This is a genomic window from Bacteroides sp. 4_1_36 (assembly GCF_003466325.1).
In the GTDB taxonomy this organism is placed as follows: Bacteria; Bacteroidota; Bacteroidia; order Bacteroidales; family Bacteroidaceae; genus Bacteroides; species Bacteroides uniformis.
The window spans coordinates 731-17,971 of sequence record NZ_QSOX01000013.1 but is presented as its reverse complement, the minus strand read 5'-3'; the positions used below and the strand labels follow the sequence as shown (position 1 = coordinate 17,971).

General features: G+C 47.1%; 13 protein-coding genes. 8 read left to right on the top strand and 5 right to left on the bottom strand.

Annotation, left to right across the window (positions count from 1 at the left end; genetic code table 11):
- The first annotated feature begins 47 nt into the window (after positions 1-47).
- The 7 genes from DXD65_RS13140 to DXD65_RS13110 all read left to right on the top strand — a co-directional run bounded on the left by DXD65_RS13140 (position 48) and on the right by DXD65_RS13110 (position 10,670).
- Positions 48-2,261: a glycoside hydrolase family 3 C-terminal domain-containing protein gene (locus tag DXD65_RS13140; protein ID WP_005833629.1), complete on the top strand. Its 2,214-nt coding sequence runs from the start codon at positions 48-50 to the stop codon at positions 2,259-2,261.
- A gap of 196 nt (positions 2,262-2,457) precedes the next feature.
- Positions 2,458-4,920, top strand: coding sequence for a glycosyl hydrolase family 95 catalytic domain-containing protein (locus tag DXD65_RS13135; protein WP_117887715.1), 2,463 nt, complete (start codon positions 2,458-2,460; stop codon positions 4,918-4,920).
- A gap of 96 nt (positions 4,921-5,016) precedes the next feature.
- The gene (bas-suc, locus tag DXD65_RS13130; protein WP_009037348.1) at positions 5,017-6,513 is read left to right on the top strand and encodes a 3-succinylated cholic acid synthase; all 1,497 of its coding nucleotides are present in this window, start codon (positions 5,017-5,019) and stop codon (positions 6,511-6,513) included.
- 4 nt (positions 6,514-6,517) lie between these two features.
- Entirely contained in the window at positions 6,518-7,150 is a 633-nt protein-coding gene (locus DXD65_RS13125) for a hypothetical protein (protein ID WP_009037347.1), read from the top strand.
- Between the two features lie 104 nt (positions 7,151-7,254).
- Positions 7,255-7,809 (top strand): cob(I)yrinic acid a,c-diamide adenosyltransferase, encoded by a 555-nt coding sequence (locus DXD65_RS13120; protein ID WP_009037346.1) that lies wholly within the window; start codon positions 7,255-7,257, stop codon positions 7,807-7,809.
- Positions 7,810-7,879: 70 nt separating this feature from the next.
- Positions 7,880-8,101 carry a DUF2795 domain-containing protein gene (locus DXD65_RS13115; protein WP_002558131.1) on the top strand — a complete coding sequence of 74 codons (222 nt, stop codon included), beginning with the start codon at positions 7,880-7,882 and terminating at the stop codon, positions 8,099-8,101.
- A gap of 133 nt (positions 8,102-8,234) precedes the next feature.
- Positions 8,235-10,670, top strand: coding sequence for a DEAD/DEAH box helicase (locus DXD65_RS13110; protein ID WP_009037345.1), 2,436 nt, complete (start codon positions 8,235-8,237; stop codon positions 10,668-10,670).
- 70 nt (positions 10,671-10,740) lie between these two features.
- Here DXD65_RS13110 and DXD65_RS13105 read toward each other — a convergent pair whose 3' ends face one another.
- The 3 genes from DXD65_RS13105 to DXD65_RS13095 form a co-directional block, all read right to left on the bottom strand.
- On the bottom strand, positions 10,741-11,100 hold the full coding sequence (locus tag DXD65_RS13105; RefSeq protein ID WP_035447724.1) for a DUF488 domain-containing protein: 360 nt from the start codon (positions 11,098-11,100) through the stop codon (positions 10,741-10,743).
- Positions 11,097-11,825, bottom strand: coding sequence for an iron-sulfur cluster repair di-iron protein (gene ric / locus DXD65_RS13100; protein ID WP_005824443.1), 729 nt, complete (start codon positions 11,823-11,825; stop codon positions 11,097-11,099). Before ric ends, DXD65_RS13105 begins: the two co-directional genes overlap by 4 nt.
- A gap of 280 nt (positions 11,826-12,105) precedes the next feature.
- Entirely contained in the window at positions 12,106-12,603 is a 498-nt protein-coding gene (locus DXD65_RS13095; RefSeq protein ID WP_008661945.1) for a hypothetical protein, read from the bottom strand.
- Positions 12,604-12,764: 161 nt separating this feature from the next.
- Between DXD65_RS13095 and DXD65_RS13090 the strand changes: the two genes are divergently transcribed.
- Complete coding sequence (locus DXD65_RS13090; protein ID WP_035447725.1) at positions 12,765-13,325, top strand: porin family protein; 561 nt, start codon at positions 12,765-12,767, stop codon at positions 13,323-13,325.
- Positions 13,326-13,398: 73 nt separating this feature from the next.
- On the opposite strand, the gene DXD65_RS13085 is transcribed toward DXD65_RS13090, so the two are convergent.
- Together DXD65_RS13085 and DXD65_RS13080 are read right to left on the bottom strand one after the other, a co-directional pair.
- The gene (locus DXD65_RS13085; protein ID WP_034532595.1) at positions 13,399-13,959 is read right to left on the bottom strand and encodes a hypothetical protein; all 561 of its coding nucleotides are present in this window, start codon (positions 13,957-13,959) and stop codon (positions 13,399-13,401) included.
- Between the two features lie 111 nt (positions 13,960-14,070).
- On the bottom strand, positions 14,071-17,241 hold a 3,171-nt coding region (locus DXD65_RS13080; RefSeq protein ID WP_158573901.1), incomplete at its 5' end, for a PL29 family lyase N-terminal domain-containing protein.

The window sequence follows — 17,241 nt, the reverse complement described above, 5'->3', positions numbered from 1 at the left end:
TAATTTGATGTGCTAATTGGCACATTAGCATATTAACCAATTAAGACATGAAGAATAAATTTTTAGCAACCTTATTTCTTGCATGCTCCATCAGTACCGTGTCTGCACAGACACCGGTCTATATGGACGATGCACAACCTATTGAAGCACGTGTAAAGGATGCTCTCAGCCGGATGACACTGGAAGAGAAGGTAGCCCTTTGCCATGCGCAGAGTAAATTCAGCAGTGCGGGTGTTCCGCGGCTCGGCATTCCCGAGCTTTGGATGAGCGACGGCCCTCACGGTGTCCGTGCCGAAATCAACTGGAATGACTGGGGATATGCCAACTGGACCAATGACAGCATTACCGCTTTCCCGGCTTTGACTTGTCTGGCCGCTACCTGGAATCCGGACATGTCTGCAAAGTATGGCAAGGCCATCGGTGAGGAAGCGCGCTATCGTGAAAAGGATGTGTTGCTGGGCCCCGGCGTCAACATCTACCGTACTCCGATGAACGGTCGTAATTTTGAATATATGGGCGAGGACCCTTATCTGGCCAGTGTGATGTGCGTACCTTACATCCAGGAGTTGCAGAAGAACGGAGTGGCAGCTTGTGTCAAGCACTATGCGCTGAACAACCAGGAACTGTGGCGCGGACATATTGATGTGAATCTTAGCGACCGTGCTTTGCATGAAATCTATCTGCCTGCATTCAAGGCTGCGGTAGAAGAAGGAGGTGCCTGGAGCATTATGGGCGCTTACAATAAGATTCGCGGCCAGCACGCCTGCCATAACGATTTCACACTGAACAAGATTCTGAAAGATGACTGGAAGTTCGACGGCTGTGTCATTACCGACTGGGGCGGTGCCCACGACACCTATGAAGCTGCCGTCAACGGTCTGGATATTGAAATGGGTTCTTACACCAACGGTCTGACGTCCGAGAGTGTATTTACCTATAACGATTATTACCTTGCCAACCCTTACCTCCAGATGTTGAAAGATGGCAAAGTGCCGATGTCTACAATAGATGACAAGGCTTCCCGCATTCTTCGCTTGATATTCCGTACGGCGATGAACCGTCAGAAACCCTATGGTTCGGTAGCTACGGAAGAGCATTATGCCGCTGCCCGCGAGATAGGCAATGAGGGCATTGTGCTGTTGAAGAATGCTCCGGTGATAAAGAAAGGTGCCCCGTTGCTGCCGATTGATGCAGCCAAGTATCAGAATATCCTGGTGGTGGGCGATAATGCCGTACGCTTGCTGAATCAGGGAGGAGGCTCTTCCGAACTGAAAGTGAAGGATATGGTATCTCCGCTGGATGGCTTGCGTGCCGTTTATGGTGATAAGGTAGCCTATGCGAAAGGCTATGCCGCCGGTCGTCCGATGTACGGCCGTGCAGATGAAATTCCGCAGAATGTGGTAGACTCACTCCGTGCAGAAGCCGTGGAAATGGCGAAAAAGGCAGACTTGGTGGTACTGGTAGGCGGATTGAACAAGAACCACTTCCAGGATTGTGAAGGCGGCGATCGTCTGGAATACGGCTTGCCTTTCGGGCAGGATGAACTGATTGAAGCTTTGCTGGGGGTAAACAAGAACCTGGTTCTGGTGCTTCTCAGTGGTAATGCGGTGGAAATGCCGTGGGTATCCCGGGTTCCTGCCATTGTGCAAGGCTGGTATTTAGGCTCCATGGGTGGCAAGTCTCTGGCTGACATCCTGAGTGGTGCGGTGAATCCAAGCGGAAAGTTGCCCTTTTCTTTCCCTGCCAAGTTGACGGATTGCGGTGCACATGCTTTTGATGAACTCAGTTATCCGGGCGACAGCATTAAGCAGGAGTATAAGGAAGATATTCTGGTGGGCTATCGTTGGCACGACACCAAGGAGATTCCGGCTCTCTTCCCCTTCGGTCATGGCTTGAGCTATACTACCTTTACATATGGCAAACCGGTGGCTTCTGCCAAGGCCATGGCTGCCGACGGTACGCTGACGGTGACAGTTGCCGTGAAGAATACGGGTAGCATTGCCGGAAAAGAGATTGTACAGCTTTATGTAGGCGATGATAAATGCAGTGTGCTTCGTCCTGTAAAGGAACTGAAACATTTTGCAAAAGTCGGTTTGGCGCCGGGCGAGGAGAAGAGCGTGACTTTCACCCTTACTCCGGATGATTTGAAGTTCTACGATGAGGCTTCCGCAGCTTGGAAGTACGAACCGGGTAAGTTCAAGGCATACGTTTGCGCTTCGTCTGCCGACGTCCGTGGTGTAGTTTCGTTCGAAATGCAATAATCTTATAATCAGTGCGTAACCACTGCAAAATCAGTGCAACTGTTTTGCAGTGGTACTGCATACCTTTTGCAGCGCTACTGCAATTGCTTTGCAGCGTCACTGCAAAAGGTATGCAGCAATGCTGCAAAGTGTATGCAGTAATGTTGCAAAATGTATGCGGTAAGTTTGTAGCCTGAAATCAGAATCAAAAAACAATATGAAGACACTTGCCACTCTATTTCTGCTTGCAGCCTCGTTGCTGCTTCGTGCTGCCGATACCCCTGCCGACAGTTGTAATCATCAGCTATACTATACATCGCCCGCCGCTATCTGGGAGGAGACTCTTCCTTTGGGCAACGGACGCTTGGGCATGATGCCCGACGGGGGCATTCTCCGTGAGCACATTGTGCTGAATGAAATATCATTATGGAGCGGAATGGAGGCGGATTATAGCAATCCGGATGCTTCGAAGAGTCTGCCTGCCATCCGGCAACTGTTGTTTGAGGGAAAGAACCGAGAGGCACAGGAGCTGATGTACAGCAGTTTTGTTCCGAAGAAGCAGGAGACTGACGGGAGATATGGAACCTATCAGGTATTGGGCGATTTGGATATAGATTTTACCTACAATTCTTCATTATCCATTCTCAACTCTCCATTAAACAACTATCGCCGTTGGCTCAACTTGCGCGATGCGGTGGCATATACGGCTTTCAGGCTGGAAGATGTCGATTATCACCGTGAGTATTTTGTTTCCCGTGACCGTGATGTCATGCTGATTCATCTGGTTGCCGGACGTGAAGGGGCTCTGAATTTCTCTGCCCGTTTGAGTCGTGCGGAACATAGCTCGGTGACTGTCCAAGGGAACACCCTTTTGATGGACGGCATGTTGGAAAGCGGTAAACCCGGTTTGGACGGTATGAAATACCGTGTGGCCATGCAACTCGTGCAGAACGGTGGTGAATCGTCTGTCAGCCTGGAAAACGGTATCCGCTTGAAGAACGGGCAGGAAGCCTGGTTGATACTTTCTGCCGCTACCTCCTATGCCGCTGCCGGTACCGACTTCCCGGGCGAACGCTATGCGGAAGTCTGCGACAGCTTGCTCCGTCCTTTCACCGCCCCCGCTAATTCTCCATGTGCCATTCTCCATTCTTCATTATCCAACCATGTCACCGCTCACCGTTCCCTCTACGACCGTGTTTCCTTGACGCTTCCTGCCACGCTGGATGATACGCTCCCGACGAACGAGCGCATCCTCCGCTTCACACAGCAGGAGTCGCCGGCATTGGCTGCTCTGTACTATAACTACGGACGCTATCTGCTCATCAGCAGTACCCGCCCCGGCAGCCTGCCGCCCAATCTGCAAGGACTCTGGGCAAATGGAGTATCGACTCCCTGGAACGGGGACTACCATACGAACATCAATATCCAGATGAACCACTGGCCCTTGGAGCAAGCCGGACTTTCCGAACTCTATCAGCCGTTGACAACGTTGATGGAGCGCCTTGTCCCTTCGGGAGAAGCAAGTGCGCGTACTTTCTATGGCGATGAGGCAGATGGCTGGGTGCTCCACATGATGACCAATGTATGGAATTACACCGCTCCCGGTGAACATCCTTCCTGGGGAGCGACCAATACCGGTGGTGCGTGGCTGTGTGCCCATCTGTGGGAACACTATCTGTATACGCAAGACAGGGATTATCTGCGTCGTATTTATCCCGTCTTGAAAGGTGCCGCCCGGTTCTTTAGTTCCACCACCGTGCAGGAGCCTTCTCATGGCTGGCTGGTAACTGCCCCCACTTCTTCTCCGGAAAATAGTTTCTATGTGCCGGGTGACAGCGTGACTCCCGTCAGCATCTGTATGGGTCCCACTATGGATGTGCAACTGCTCACCGAGCTTTATACCAATGTCATTGCCGCCGCCCGCCTGCTGGATTGTGATGCGGACTATGTGGCGAAGCTTGAGGCAGACCTGAAGAAGTTTCCGCCCATGCAAATCAGTAAGGAAGGATACTTGCAAGAATGGCTGGAAGATTATAAGGAAGTGGATGTGCACCACCGCCACGTTTCCCATCTCTACGGCCTGCATCCGGGAAACTTGATTTCGCCGGAGTCCACCCCCGAGCTTGCCGAAGCCTGCCGGATGACCTTGAACCGTCGTGGAGATGAGGGTACCGGTTGGAGCCGTGCTTGGAAGATAAACTTCTGGGCTCGTTTGGGTGACGGAAACCGTGCTTGGAAACTTTTCAAGAGTTTGCTGCATCCTGCTGTCGATGCTGCGACGGGAGGTCATGGTAGCGGCACTTTCCCTAATTTGTTCTGTTCGCATCCTCCTTTCCAGATTGATGGCAACTACGGTGGCGCGGCGGGAGTCGGCGAAATGCTGCTGCAAAGTCATGAAGGCTTTATCCATCTGCTTCCTGCCCTGCCGGATAGCTGGACTACCGGTAACTTCCGTGGAATGCGCGTACGCGGCGGTGCTTCCATAGACCTGGACTGGAAGGATGGACGGGCAACGAGGGCTGTTGTTACCGCTCTTGTTCCGGGTAAATTCATCCTAAAGATGCCCGCAGGCGCCGTTCGTGCCCAAGTGAAGATAGGAGGACGTACGCATACTTACAAAGAACCGGCATTTCCGTTGGATTTGAACAAGGGAGAGGCGGTGACCATACATTTCTTATAGGAACGTTCCCCTCCGACAAAATTATCAAGTTATTTGTCTTTCGCGTCCGAATGCTGTACATTTGCAGTGCATGTAGAACAAATATCTTAGATAATTATGAAAAATAGAGTACGTTTTTTCTTCTTGTTTCTCGGCTTGCTGGGAGCGTTGGCAGTTCATGCACAAATCAATGAGTTGCCACGTTCCACACCCGAGGCAGAAGGAGTCCCTTCCAAGGCTGTCACTGCCTTGTTTGATTCACTGATGGCATTGCCGAAAACAGACATCCACAGCGTGGTGGTGGTGCGTCACGGCAAGGTCATCGGAGAAATCTATCCGGCTCCGTTCGCGCCGGAATATCGCCATACCATGTATTCCTGCTCCAAAACCTTTGTCGGGGCTGCCGTAGGACTTGCCATTGCGGACAACCGCTTGCGTTTGACAGACCGCGTCGGTGCTTTCTTCCCGGAGCTTCTTCCGGATTCGGTTTCCACTAATCTGGCAGACATGACTGTCCGTGACCTGCTTACCATGACATCGGGTGTCACTCCCGACTGGAATATGCGCAACCTCACTCCCGACTGGATACGTACCTTCCTTGCCAAACCGGTGAAAACTCCGGGCAAGAAGTTTGAATATGATTCGATTAGTACCTATATGCTTTCTGCCATTGTGCAGAAGGTGACGGGCATGACCTTGCTGGATTATCTGAAGCAGAAGCTTTTCATCCCGATGCATATCACGGACGTTGCGTGGGAGATAAGCCCTGAAGGCATCAATACCGGTGGCTGGGGACTGCATATCCAGAGCGAGTCATTGGCAAAATTCGGATTGCTGCTGCTGAACCGGGGTGTTTGGGAAGGCAGGCAGTTGCTTCCGGCTTCCTGGGTGGAGCAGATGATGACCAGACAGATAGGAGATTATGGCTATCAGATGTGGCTTTGCGAATATCCGGGTGCTGTACGTGCTGACGGGGCTTTGGGACAATACATTCTGATTGTTCCGGATAAGGATATGGTAGTGGTCATTACCGAATGTACATTGATAGACGGTCGTCGGCAGCGTCGTCTGGTCTGGAACCGCTTGTTGCCGGAGACAGGTGACCAGGCATTAGTGCCCGGTAAGGACTACAAGCGCCTGCAGAAGAAACAGCGTTCTTATCAACTGCCGTTGGTGCAAGGAAAGGCTGCTTCCTCCCTTTCACAGAAATACGCAGGCAAGCGCATCCTGCTCGGAGAGAACAAATACGGATGGCAATCCATCGAACTGCAATTCAAGCAGCAAGAAGTAGTGATGACTGTGGTGGAGAAAGACGGAAAGACATACAGTCTTCCGTTTGGCTATAAGCAATGGTCGAAAGCGGCAATTGATGGCTATCCTCCGTATTCGGTTGCTGCAAAGGGGCGTTTTAAGGGTATAGAAGGCCCTTTCCAGGTGGCAGGCAGTTATGCGTGGGCGTCACCTGATGCTTTGCAACTGAAAGTACATTATGTCAACTGGATAAGCGCTCTTGGGCTTACGCTCTGCTTTGAGGATAACAAGGTACTCCTGACTGTTACGGAGAATTATTCTTCGGGTGAAGGGGTGACTTTCGAAGGTACATTAGCGCATTAAAATAATGAATCGTATTTTGCTTACTCTAAAACGGCCTTTTATCTGGCTGTACCGTTTCCGGCACCGTTGCGGCTACGGTGTACATTCTCCTTTTGCCTTTAACCTGATTACGCATGTAATTTACGAAAGTACGGCTTATTATAAATATGAAGAGCTGGCCAAGGCACAGAAGCAACTGGAGCTGGAGAAAGATAAACGTTGGAAGTACGAATCGAAGAAAGTAAAACGCCTTCTGTTCCGTCTGGTAAACTATACCCAGCCGGAGACCATTGTAGATGCCGGTACGCTTGCCGCTTCTGCCCTCTATCTGAAAGCGGGGAAGGAGGGAGCAGATTATACTTCGGCTTCCGACCTTTCCGAGCTCTTTCTGGAGAGTGGCGTTCCCGTTGATTTCCTTTATTTGCACGATTATCGTCATCCCGATTTTGTAGAGGAGGTCTTCCGCATCTGTTCTGCCCGTACCAGGGGAAAGTCTGTTTTTGTGATTGAGGGTATCCGTTACACTCCGCAGATGTCTGCCCTCTGGAAACGTATGAAGCAGGACGGGCGGGCGGGTATTACGTTCGACCTTTATGACCTTGGTATCATATTCTTCGATAAAACAAAGATAAAACAAGACTATATTGTCAACTTTTGATTATCTTTAGGCGTTTCAATAGTGATTAGCGGTTAGTGATTAGTGCTTAGCTCCACTTACTGGCTGCTAAACATTAATCCCTAACCCCTAAACATTAATTCCTTATGAAGATATACACCAAAACCGGAGATAAAGGAACCACCTCTCTTGTAGGCGGAACCCGTGTACCTAAAACGCATATCCGCCTTGAGGCGTATGGTACGGTGGATGAACTGAATTCCAATCTGGGTCTTCTCATCACGTACCTGCTTGACGGGAAGGATAAAGATTTTCTGCAGCAAGTGCAAGACAGACTTTTTGCCGTAGGCTCTCATCTGGCCACAGACCGGGAGAAAATGGAGCTGAAAGAAGCCAGTATCATCAGCCCGGAGCAGGTGGAAATGGTGGAGCGGGAGATAGACCGTTTGGATACTCTTTTGCCTCCTCTTTCAGCCTTTATTCTTCCCGGCGGAAGTCGCGGTGCGGCAGTCTGCCACGTTTGCCGTACGGTTTGCCGTCGTGCAGAGCGTCGGATTCTTGCTCTGGCCGAACAAGTGGAAATCGCTTCGGAATTACTGGCTTACGTGAACCGCTTGTCTGATTATTTGTTCGTTCTTTCCCGTAAAATGAATCAAGACGACAAAAAAGGTGAAATATTTTGGAATAATAGTTGCAAGTGAAATAAATTGTTATACTTTTGCCGAAAAATAGAAATAGGACTTAATATTCACAATTTTAATACTAGAGACTATGTATTGGACATTGGAATTAGCATCTAAACTGGAAGATGCTCCTTGGCCGGCAACTAAGGATGAATTGATAGATTATGCCATGCGTTCGGGTGCTCCGCTTGAAGTGATTGAGAATCTGCAGGAAATGGAAGATGAAGGCGAGATTTATGAAAGCATAGAAGATATTTGGCCCGATTATCCCAGCAAAGAGGACTTTTTCTTCAACGAGGAGGAATATTGATACGCTTTAAAAGAAAAAACTTACCGGTATGTCTGGTAATATTTTGAAACATAGGGAGAAGTAATTCCAAAACCGATAACTATGGTTGAAGAATTGCTTCTTTTCTTTTTAATACCCCCACACTACAATAATAATGAATGTACAAGAAGCAACAACACGCCGGTTACCGGATTTGAAGGAAAGGCATCTGCCTGAAAACTGCCGCGAAACCATAAACACGATTTTAAAGGAGACTTACGGCTACGAACAGTTTCGTAATCTTGAGATTTACGATGACTTGTCCAAGGGAAAAGAGAAACTCTGCATTTCGCAGGGACAGCTGATAGAGAACGTTATACTGGAGGCTGAAAAGGCTTGGAAAGGTGAAACGCAGGTAGACAATATCTTGCTGACTGCCCCTACCGGCTCCGGAAAATCCTTGTTGTTCCAGCTTCCTGCCATCTATCTGGGGAAGGAGTATAATCTGCTTACCATTGTGGTTTCCCCTTTGAAGGCGTTGATTGTAGACCAGGTGGAAAGTCTGCAAGAGCTGGGGTATATGCGTGTGGCATACGCCTCGTCCGATTTATCGCCGGAACAGAAGATGGAGGTTTACCGGCAGGTGCGTGAGGGGGAGATTGATTTGTTCTATCTCTCGCCGGAATTGCTTCTCTCTTACGACATTAAGCATTTTGTAGGCGAGCGCCGCATCGGTCTGGTGGTGGTCGATGAGGCGCATACGGTCACTACGTGGGGCAAGGAGTTCCGCGTGGACTATTGGTTCTTGGGGCGCTACCTGACTGCTTTGAAACAGACTCTCGGCTATAATTTCCCGTTGTTTGCATTGACTGCTACGGCTGTCTGGAACCCGAAAGGAGGTAATGACATGATATTCGAGACTATTCGTTCCTTGCAGATGGAGCCTTGCGTGCTTTATGTAGGTACAGTGAAGCGCCGGAATATTGGCTTTGACATCCGTCAGATGGAGATGGAGGACGGGGAGACATACGACAAGGCAAAGCAGCGCGTGGTGGCTGCGCGGGTGGAGGACTTCCTGGACGGGCACAAGACATTGCTCTATTATCCTTTTGCGGGTGGCATCGACATGCGCTTGAAGACGTGGGTGAAGCCGGCGGACTGGCGTCTGGTTGCCTCCTATTATGGCAAGAAGGACAAGGAACAGAAAGCTGCCATTGTACAAGAGTTCAAGGAAGGAACCAAGAAACTGATTGTGGCTACGAAAGCCTTTGGTATGGGAGTGGACATCAGTGATATAGACCGTGTATACCATGTGGCGCCATCCAGTACGTTTGTCGACTATATTCAGGAGATAGGGCGTGCCGCGCGTGATACGGAGATACAGGGTATTGCCGCTACCGACTACCATGAACGGGATTTCTATTATATGAAGCGTCTGCATCAGACAGGGAACATTGCCCAGGAACAGCTGGTGCTTATTCTGAGAAAACTCATGGAAGTGTACCGCATGAAAGGGGAAAAACCGGAAATCATGGTATCTTTGTCCGATTTCGAGTTTGTGGTGAAACTGCCGCGTACAAAGAACAAGCTGGAGTATGAAGCGGAGTTGGGACAGCTCATCAAGACCGCCTTGCTTTGGCTGGAAGACGATTTGATGCAGCGTTATGGAAGGCATCTGCTTGAAATCAGCCCCAAGAATCTGTTGACCGAAGGATATGTCCAGGACAAGACGGGTGATGTCTTTGCCCGTGAATTCCATAGCTATCTGACAAAGGTAGAAGGGGAGGACGGGGTTTACGTCGCACGTCTGGAAGCGCTTTGGGAAGAGCGTTTCCCTGAGCTTGGCTACAAGGAATTCAAACAGAAACTGAATAATGGAACGTTGTGGGAGGGAGCCCGTGCCGTGTCTGTAGGCAAGCATGAGGTGTTGTTGAAGGAAGATGCCACTGTCATCCGTGAGCGGATGGATGCCTTGTTCAAGAGCCTGACAACGATGCTGAAAACGTCATTGATAAAGTCGAAAGGACGTTTTGATGAAGAAGAATTGCGGGCTGTCTTTGCCGAGCATGGCATGGACGTGCGCTCTGCCAAACGCTTTATCGGTTCCCTGCTGGAGAGTCGCACGGAGGAAGGCCGCAGTGTAAGCTATATCAGCAGTGTGAAAAAGAAGGATTCCAATGAACTCTCTTTTACGGTGACCAAAGGCTTTGATTTGCTTTTGTCGCGCTATCAAAAACTGTTTAGCCAACGCATAGTGGGCAGTAAGGGAGACCGCCTGGTGTTTTATTGCACTCCTTTCTCGGACTTGAATATGCTGCTTAATCTGCTTTCTATGCTTGACTGCCTTTCGTTCAGTGTGGAGGGTGGCGGTACGCCTTGCGTATTTGTCCGTTTCAATGACCCCGAAACTCTGCAGGAACTTGCGCTTGGCGATGATTACCGCAATCTGATTCTGGATACCAACGGGCAGATATTCCAGGAGCAGATTGACTTGTTCTCTTTCTTCTTCGGAACAGATAAGCTGACGGATGAACAGCGCTGGGACTTTATAGAGGATTATTTTACGGGAATGGGAGTGGACGACTTGAAAAAGAAGTTTGTGTCCTTGTAGCACCAATTCGTTGAACAGCCTTTCCAGAGTTACAGTTCATCTTTGCTTTTACTGTAAAGATTGTGAGTAATTAGTCTAAGTGCTCCTGCAGAAACCGTTGCAGGATGCGTGCATGGTTGTATATCGGTGCTTTGGAAGCATATAGTAAGGTTATGGTATGGTGGTGTTTTATGGTGTCAATGAACCTAAGGGCGGCTTCCGAATTTTCCAGTTCCTTGCGATACATGGCTGCAAACCCCTCCCAGTGTTCCGCTTGGTCTTCGTGAAACCATTTTCTTAATTCAGGTGAAGGGGTAATATCCTTTTCCCAGACATCGTATTTCAGATGTTCCTTTTTTATGCCGCGAGGCCACAGCCGGTCCACCAATACACGGTAGCCGTCTGTTGCATTGGGTTCTTCATATACCCGTTTGATTCTGATTTGTGTCATGGCTGTTCTCTTAATTTTGCTTCCATTTTGATGGAGCGTGGGAAAACGATATTATTTTCCAGATGGATGTGCTGGTGCAAGGCCTCTTCAAATGCTTTAAGCTGTTGGAGTACGAGGCGGTAACTGTTGCAGGCATCTTCTGGAGCTGTATAGCCGTTGGTCAGATGCTCTATGTGGCGATAGCGTTCTCCTTCAATGTCATGTTCTGCCATCATGACGGATATGGGAGCTTCGATGCTTCCACAGTGGAATTCGGGCAGGGGAGTATTTTCCAGCTTAGCCTTTACCATCTCATAGATGTAGGGAAACAGTACCAGTTCCTCTTTGTCGAGATGGGCATTGAGGTCGGAGAGGGAATCATGAAAGAGAGCCTGCACATTGTAGAGTGACGGATGTTTTTCACCGTGTACGCGACATATTTTATCCAGCAGTTCTTCAATCTCGGGACCTTGTGTACGGATATTACGGTGGTGGATTTTGAGAATATAGTCCACCAATAAGTCCAGAGGCCAACTCTTGAAATCAATATTTTCGGAGGTTGTCGGAGCCAGATGCTCTATTTCTTCTATCACCTTCTCCATATCGGCTCCGGCAGTTTTACTGGCTTCGGGAAGCAGTGCGGAACCATGGCAGCAGAAATCAATGCCATATTTATCAAATATCCCGGCATTGTTGAAGTTGTCGGCTACGATTTCGCCGACTGTCATACGTTTATAATCCTTCATATGTTATCTTGTTTTTGTTTTCCACAACATTGTGGAAACCTGCTATATATACAATTATATGGCAGATAATGTTTGAAGGGTTATGATTATTTGAGTTTTCTTGCCCGGTTCTTTCATTTAAAGGAATTGGAGGAGTTATCACTTCGCTCCGCTCCGTCAGGAGTTGAAGAAGTTAAAGCCGATACTTCTGTGAATACATACGCACGAGTATTGGCTTTAACTCCTAAGCCGACTTGTCGGCTGATAACTCCTTTAAATGAAAGATTCGTGGTTTCCTTGTCTATCCTTCTACTTTTTGGAATGCCAGCCGTTCGTCTCCATTGGCCAGAAGGATGATGCCGCAATATTTGAATCCGTGCTTCTTCAGTATGTATTGCAGGATATGATTGTCCCGGTGGGTATCTGCACGTAGGTTGGGTATTTGTTCGTAGCACCATTGCAGGCAGGCATTGGCCACTCCTTTGCTGTGTTCTGTACTTGCCAGCCGGTGAATGACGCCGTAAGGAAGCGTATCTTCCACCCATTTTCCTTCATAGATATGCGTATATGTGGGGTCGTTTCCACGGATAAAGGCGAAGGTTCCGATAATTTCTTCGGTATCGTCGGTGCACACATAGCTGTTTCCTTGTTCGATGTCTGCTATGACGATTTCCCTGGAAGGGTAGTTGCCTCTCCACTGCAGCATATTTCCGTCTTTCCGCATGATGTGCTTCGCTTGTTCAAAGATGTCCATAAGGATTGCAATGTCTGTGGGTTGCGTCTTTCTGATTTTTATCATAGCTTTTTATTTTATCTGTGTGGTATCTTTCTTTGATTCAGGTTGCAAAGGTAATGCGTTTTGTGATTCATTGTTCTCGTAAATGAACAAATGCTAACATACGTTGTTTCTTTAGGAAGAATTTCCATATATTTGTCCCGTAATATTAAACACAATTGATTATGAAAAAGATTTTTAGTGCTTTCGTGATAGCTGTATGCTGTATGTTTATGGCTATGCCTGCCCAGGCCCAACTATTGAAGTGGGGTGTTAAGGGTGGTGTGAATATGACGAAAATAGATTGGGATGGCGGATATAAGGGAAACAAGGATAATTCTACCGGTTTCTTTATTGGTCCGATGGCTGAGTTTACCATTCCCATTGTAGGCTTGGGTGTTGATGGTGCTTTGCTGTTCTCTCAGCGCGGCAAGGACGAGGTGAAGCAAACAGGACTGGAAGTACCCGTAAATCTGAAATATACCATTGGCTTGGGTAGTTTGTTGGGTATTTATGTGGCAGCCGGTCCCGATTTCTTCTTCGACTTCAAGAAGAAGGATTACGTAGACCGCAAGAAGGCTCAAGTGGCACTTAATCTGGGTGCCGGTGTGAAGCTGCTGAAGCATCTCCAGGTTGGCGTGACCTATCAGCTCCCGATGGGCGACTCATTTACGTGGAAGAATGCGGGTGATGCCATCGGTGCCAAGAATAAGACTTGGCAGGTGTCTGCGGCGTATCTCTTCTAAATGTAGTAAAACGATTTGTGGAATATAAAGAAAGGCTCTCCTACAAAAAGGAGGGCCTTTCTTGTGTTTTTGATTACTTTTCTACAATTACATCTACTGGGGCAGGTGCATCATCATGGAGTGGGGTAGCAGCTTCGCGACTAGGCTGTCTACCGTCTTTGATGGCGAGTACCCATTCCCCATTTGCTTTTATGGGGTTGAACATGAACCCCATACTACTACCTGGAGTGTCAGAATCTGAACGTGGCGTAAATTCTATTTTGTACTTCACGTCATTATTTCCTTGTGTAGAGAAGCTGAGGTAATCCAATCGATAACGAATTACCGGGAAACGCTGGAAACGTTTGGTCAGTGCTTCCCGTTGTTGTATCGTTAAGGGTTTGGCTATACCAGCGTCATCAATGGAGTAAAGCATATCAAGAGCCTTGTCAGTCTCTTTAGCTTTTAGAAGATCCATACACTGTGTACATAATGTAAGAACAGCGCTTGAGTCTGCAGCAGTCAAAGTGGCTACAAACTCATCTTCTGCCTCTTTCTGTGTCTTCATCTTCTCTTCGTGTCCTTTTGTTGAACATGCTCCGAGTAGAAAGCTTGCTGAGAGAAGAAGCATAAAAAGGATTTGTTTATTGTTCATTGTTGATATATTTATTAATCGTGCATTGTTAAATAAAAAGGTGCGTCACCTTATTATGACGCACCTTTATTATATTACCGCATTTTAGGATGCGATGAGTTCTTTACAAAATTATCTGTTGGCAATAGTACCATCAACAGCAATGGCAACTTTAGCACTTACTGTACCCCATGTGTATGTGACCTTTACAGGAACCATGATGGTGAAGTCTTTAGTGTTACCCATATTGTTCTTGTAGTTCAATACTACAGAGTTCAACTTGCTGATGTTGGTAGTTTTGATGTCAATCGGGTTAGAAATTGCAGTACCACCTACTTTATCAAGGATTGTCAGCTTGATAACGTCCTTGTTGATAGGCTTCTGTTCACCGATAACATTAACGTCACAAGTTGCATTGTCAATATCCAAAGTTATTGCGCTGATACCGTAGTATTCGTACAAGTTAACGTTGTTTTCTTTAGCAGCTTCATATACTTTGTCTTTATCATTGTATACGATAACCGGTTTGTCGCGCCAGTCGTTGGCCTTGAACAAGTTACCAAGTAATACGGAAGAACCGTTAGCCTCTGCATCCAAGAACTTGGCTTTGTCGTTGCTTTCAATATCCAGCGGACGCAAGAAGCGAGCGTTGAAGTTGTAAGCGGGAGCCAGTTCAATTTCGCAGTCACCATAAACAGCGGATACCTCGATGATGGCAAACTGTTGGTTAGGCTTGTTTTCGTTATGACCGAAAAGGTTCAAGAATACTTTTGCTTCATCGTTGTTTGCATAAGTAATTGTCTTGGCTGTCTTATCAAGAGTTGCGATGAGAGAAGCGGTTGCTCTCTTTTCACCCCAGTATAACTTAGTGCTGCTCTTGCTCTTGTCAGCTTCAACTGTACTTACAAACAACTTCTTTCCACCTATAGTCAGACCATCGTTCTTAGCAGAGAACAAGTAGCTGTACTTGATTTCCATACCTTTGTCTTTGTTGTTCCAGATTTCACCATAAACCGGCTTGGAAGCTTCTGATACAATGAATTCGATGCCTGATTTTTCAACTTCTTTTCCAGCTTCTGTTACGTAGTGATAGAAGTAGTCATCAAGATTCTTCACATAATTTGCTACATTGTTTGCTGCATCCGGAGCAGGAACATTGGTACGTACAGTATCTCTGTCAGCCAAAGCTGTTTCAGCAGGATACCAGAACGCATCACGTTTGTTACCATAACTTGCAGTAGTCGGCAATTCTGCTATGGAAATCTTGATACCTACGTAAATAGCGTAAGTTGTTCCACCTGCTACAGGTTTGTACTTGCCATAAAGTGTCAAGGCGCGATCTTTGTAATCCTTGATGAGTTGGTCTCTTTGAGTCTTATTGCTAGTCCAGTTCAGGATAGCATTTGTACTAGTGTTACCGTCAGGAGTTTCAGTAACTACACCGTAAGTATTGTCTGCTGCAAATTTATTAGCAGCTGTTACTTGAATGAAGCCACCCTTACCGTCTGCTACATAAGTTTCGTCTTTTACAAATGTATAACCCTTTGTGAATTCTTCCTTGGTCATACCCAGTTCTTCAAGAATCTTACCGGACATGTCTTTCCAAGTGATGGATACAGTTTGTTCACCACACAAGTACGGCAACTGCGGAGTGCTCTTGTCAATAACAATTGCATCAGGAGTAGCGGCTTTTTCAGTGATTTCCAACTTGATGTAACCTGCTAATACTACATTATTTGTTGCATCAACCAGTTTAACCAATACTGCCGGACGACGACCGATAGCACTTCTGCCAATCTTTTCTGTGCTTCCTTCAGGAATAACCACACTTTCTTCTTTGTCGTTTACATAGCAAGGAGTGAAAGTACCGTCTTCTTCCAATTGAGAGTAAGCATTTTCCTCTGTATCATTGTCACCGCTGATATAGTGAACAGCTTCAAACTTGAGAGTCAGATTATATAGCTGGGCAGCTTCAGCAAGACTCATGCTTTTGTGAGTGGTTGCAGTAATTTTCTCTCCAAAGTTTTCTACATGATGGATACACAGTAAATCTGCCAATTCAATAGAACCACCATTGTATTGTGCAGGAACAGTATATACGTTTTCGATAGCTTCCTTAGCTGTCTTATACAGTTCAGGTTTACAAGTGTTTTTTGTTACGATTTTGCTGTCATCGGTATACGCAATGGCTTTAAAACCTTGAATCATCGGCATGATGGCTGCATAGTCAGAAGTAACTGTAGACTTTTCTTCACCTTCTTTTTCGCCATTAACCAATGTTGCTTCCAGAGCTGCGATAGAAATATAGTTGTTTTCACCGGGAGTGCTCAAATTGCCCTTCTTCAAATCCTCTACAGAGAGTTTGTATGTAGCATACATTTTTTCGCCGTCAATGGTCTTACCTGCGTTTTGGAAGATAGGGGTTACCACAGCAGGAGTAGCTTTTGTAGCTACATATTCCGGAGTAGCTGCCAAGAATTTCCACTCAATATCTTTCAGCTTGGCATTTAGCGGGTTCAAGTGATAGTACATTGCGCTGGTTGAAGGCATCCAATAAGTTTTCTTAGTGGCATCTTTCAAAGTAATCCAATTGGTAGCACTTGTACCTTTCTTGATTACATAAGCTACATTGTGGTCATCTTTACTTTCTATTGCGTTCTTTTCAGCTTCGATGAAATCACCGTTGGCATATTTGTATTTAGTAGCTTCTACTCCGTCTTCATACAAATCAGGAATGAATACCAATGCTTTCAACTTAGTAGTCAGAGAAATAGTCTTTTCAACCAATTTGCCGTTCTCATCCTTCATGTTACCAAGGGTCAGAGTTTCATCTTTTGTATTCCAAACTGCTGAAAGAGTCCCTTCCGGTAACCATTTCGTAGTTTGTACTTCATATAAAGGATCTTTACCCTTCTCTTCTGTTACTTTCACCCAGTAGCCAGCTTCTGCTTGGCCATGCAACTTGCCAGTTTCTTCAGTACCTGGGTAGTAATAGATGGTTTTAGCGTCTTGACCAGCGCTACCGTTGCCCGGTTCACCTTTTTCACCGCGTGCAGGGAACTCTGTTTGTACATTGTCTTTAGCCCACCAATAGTCACCGTTAGCGTCTTTTACAATACTCCAAACGGGAGCGTTTGTGCCGTTTGTTCCGTTCTTGATAGGATAAGATTCGCCATTGCTTAATTTGATGACAATGCCATCTTCTGTTTTGTCAACGCCGGTAATGACCGATCCAGCGTCAATCTTAGCTTGAAGGTCACTTACCAGCTTTTCTACTGCTGATACGCGGTTGTCCAAGCTTTC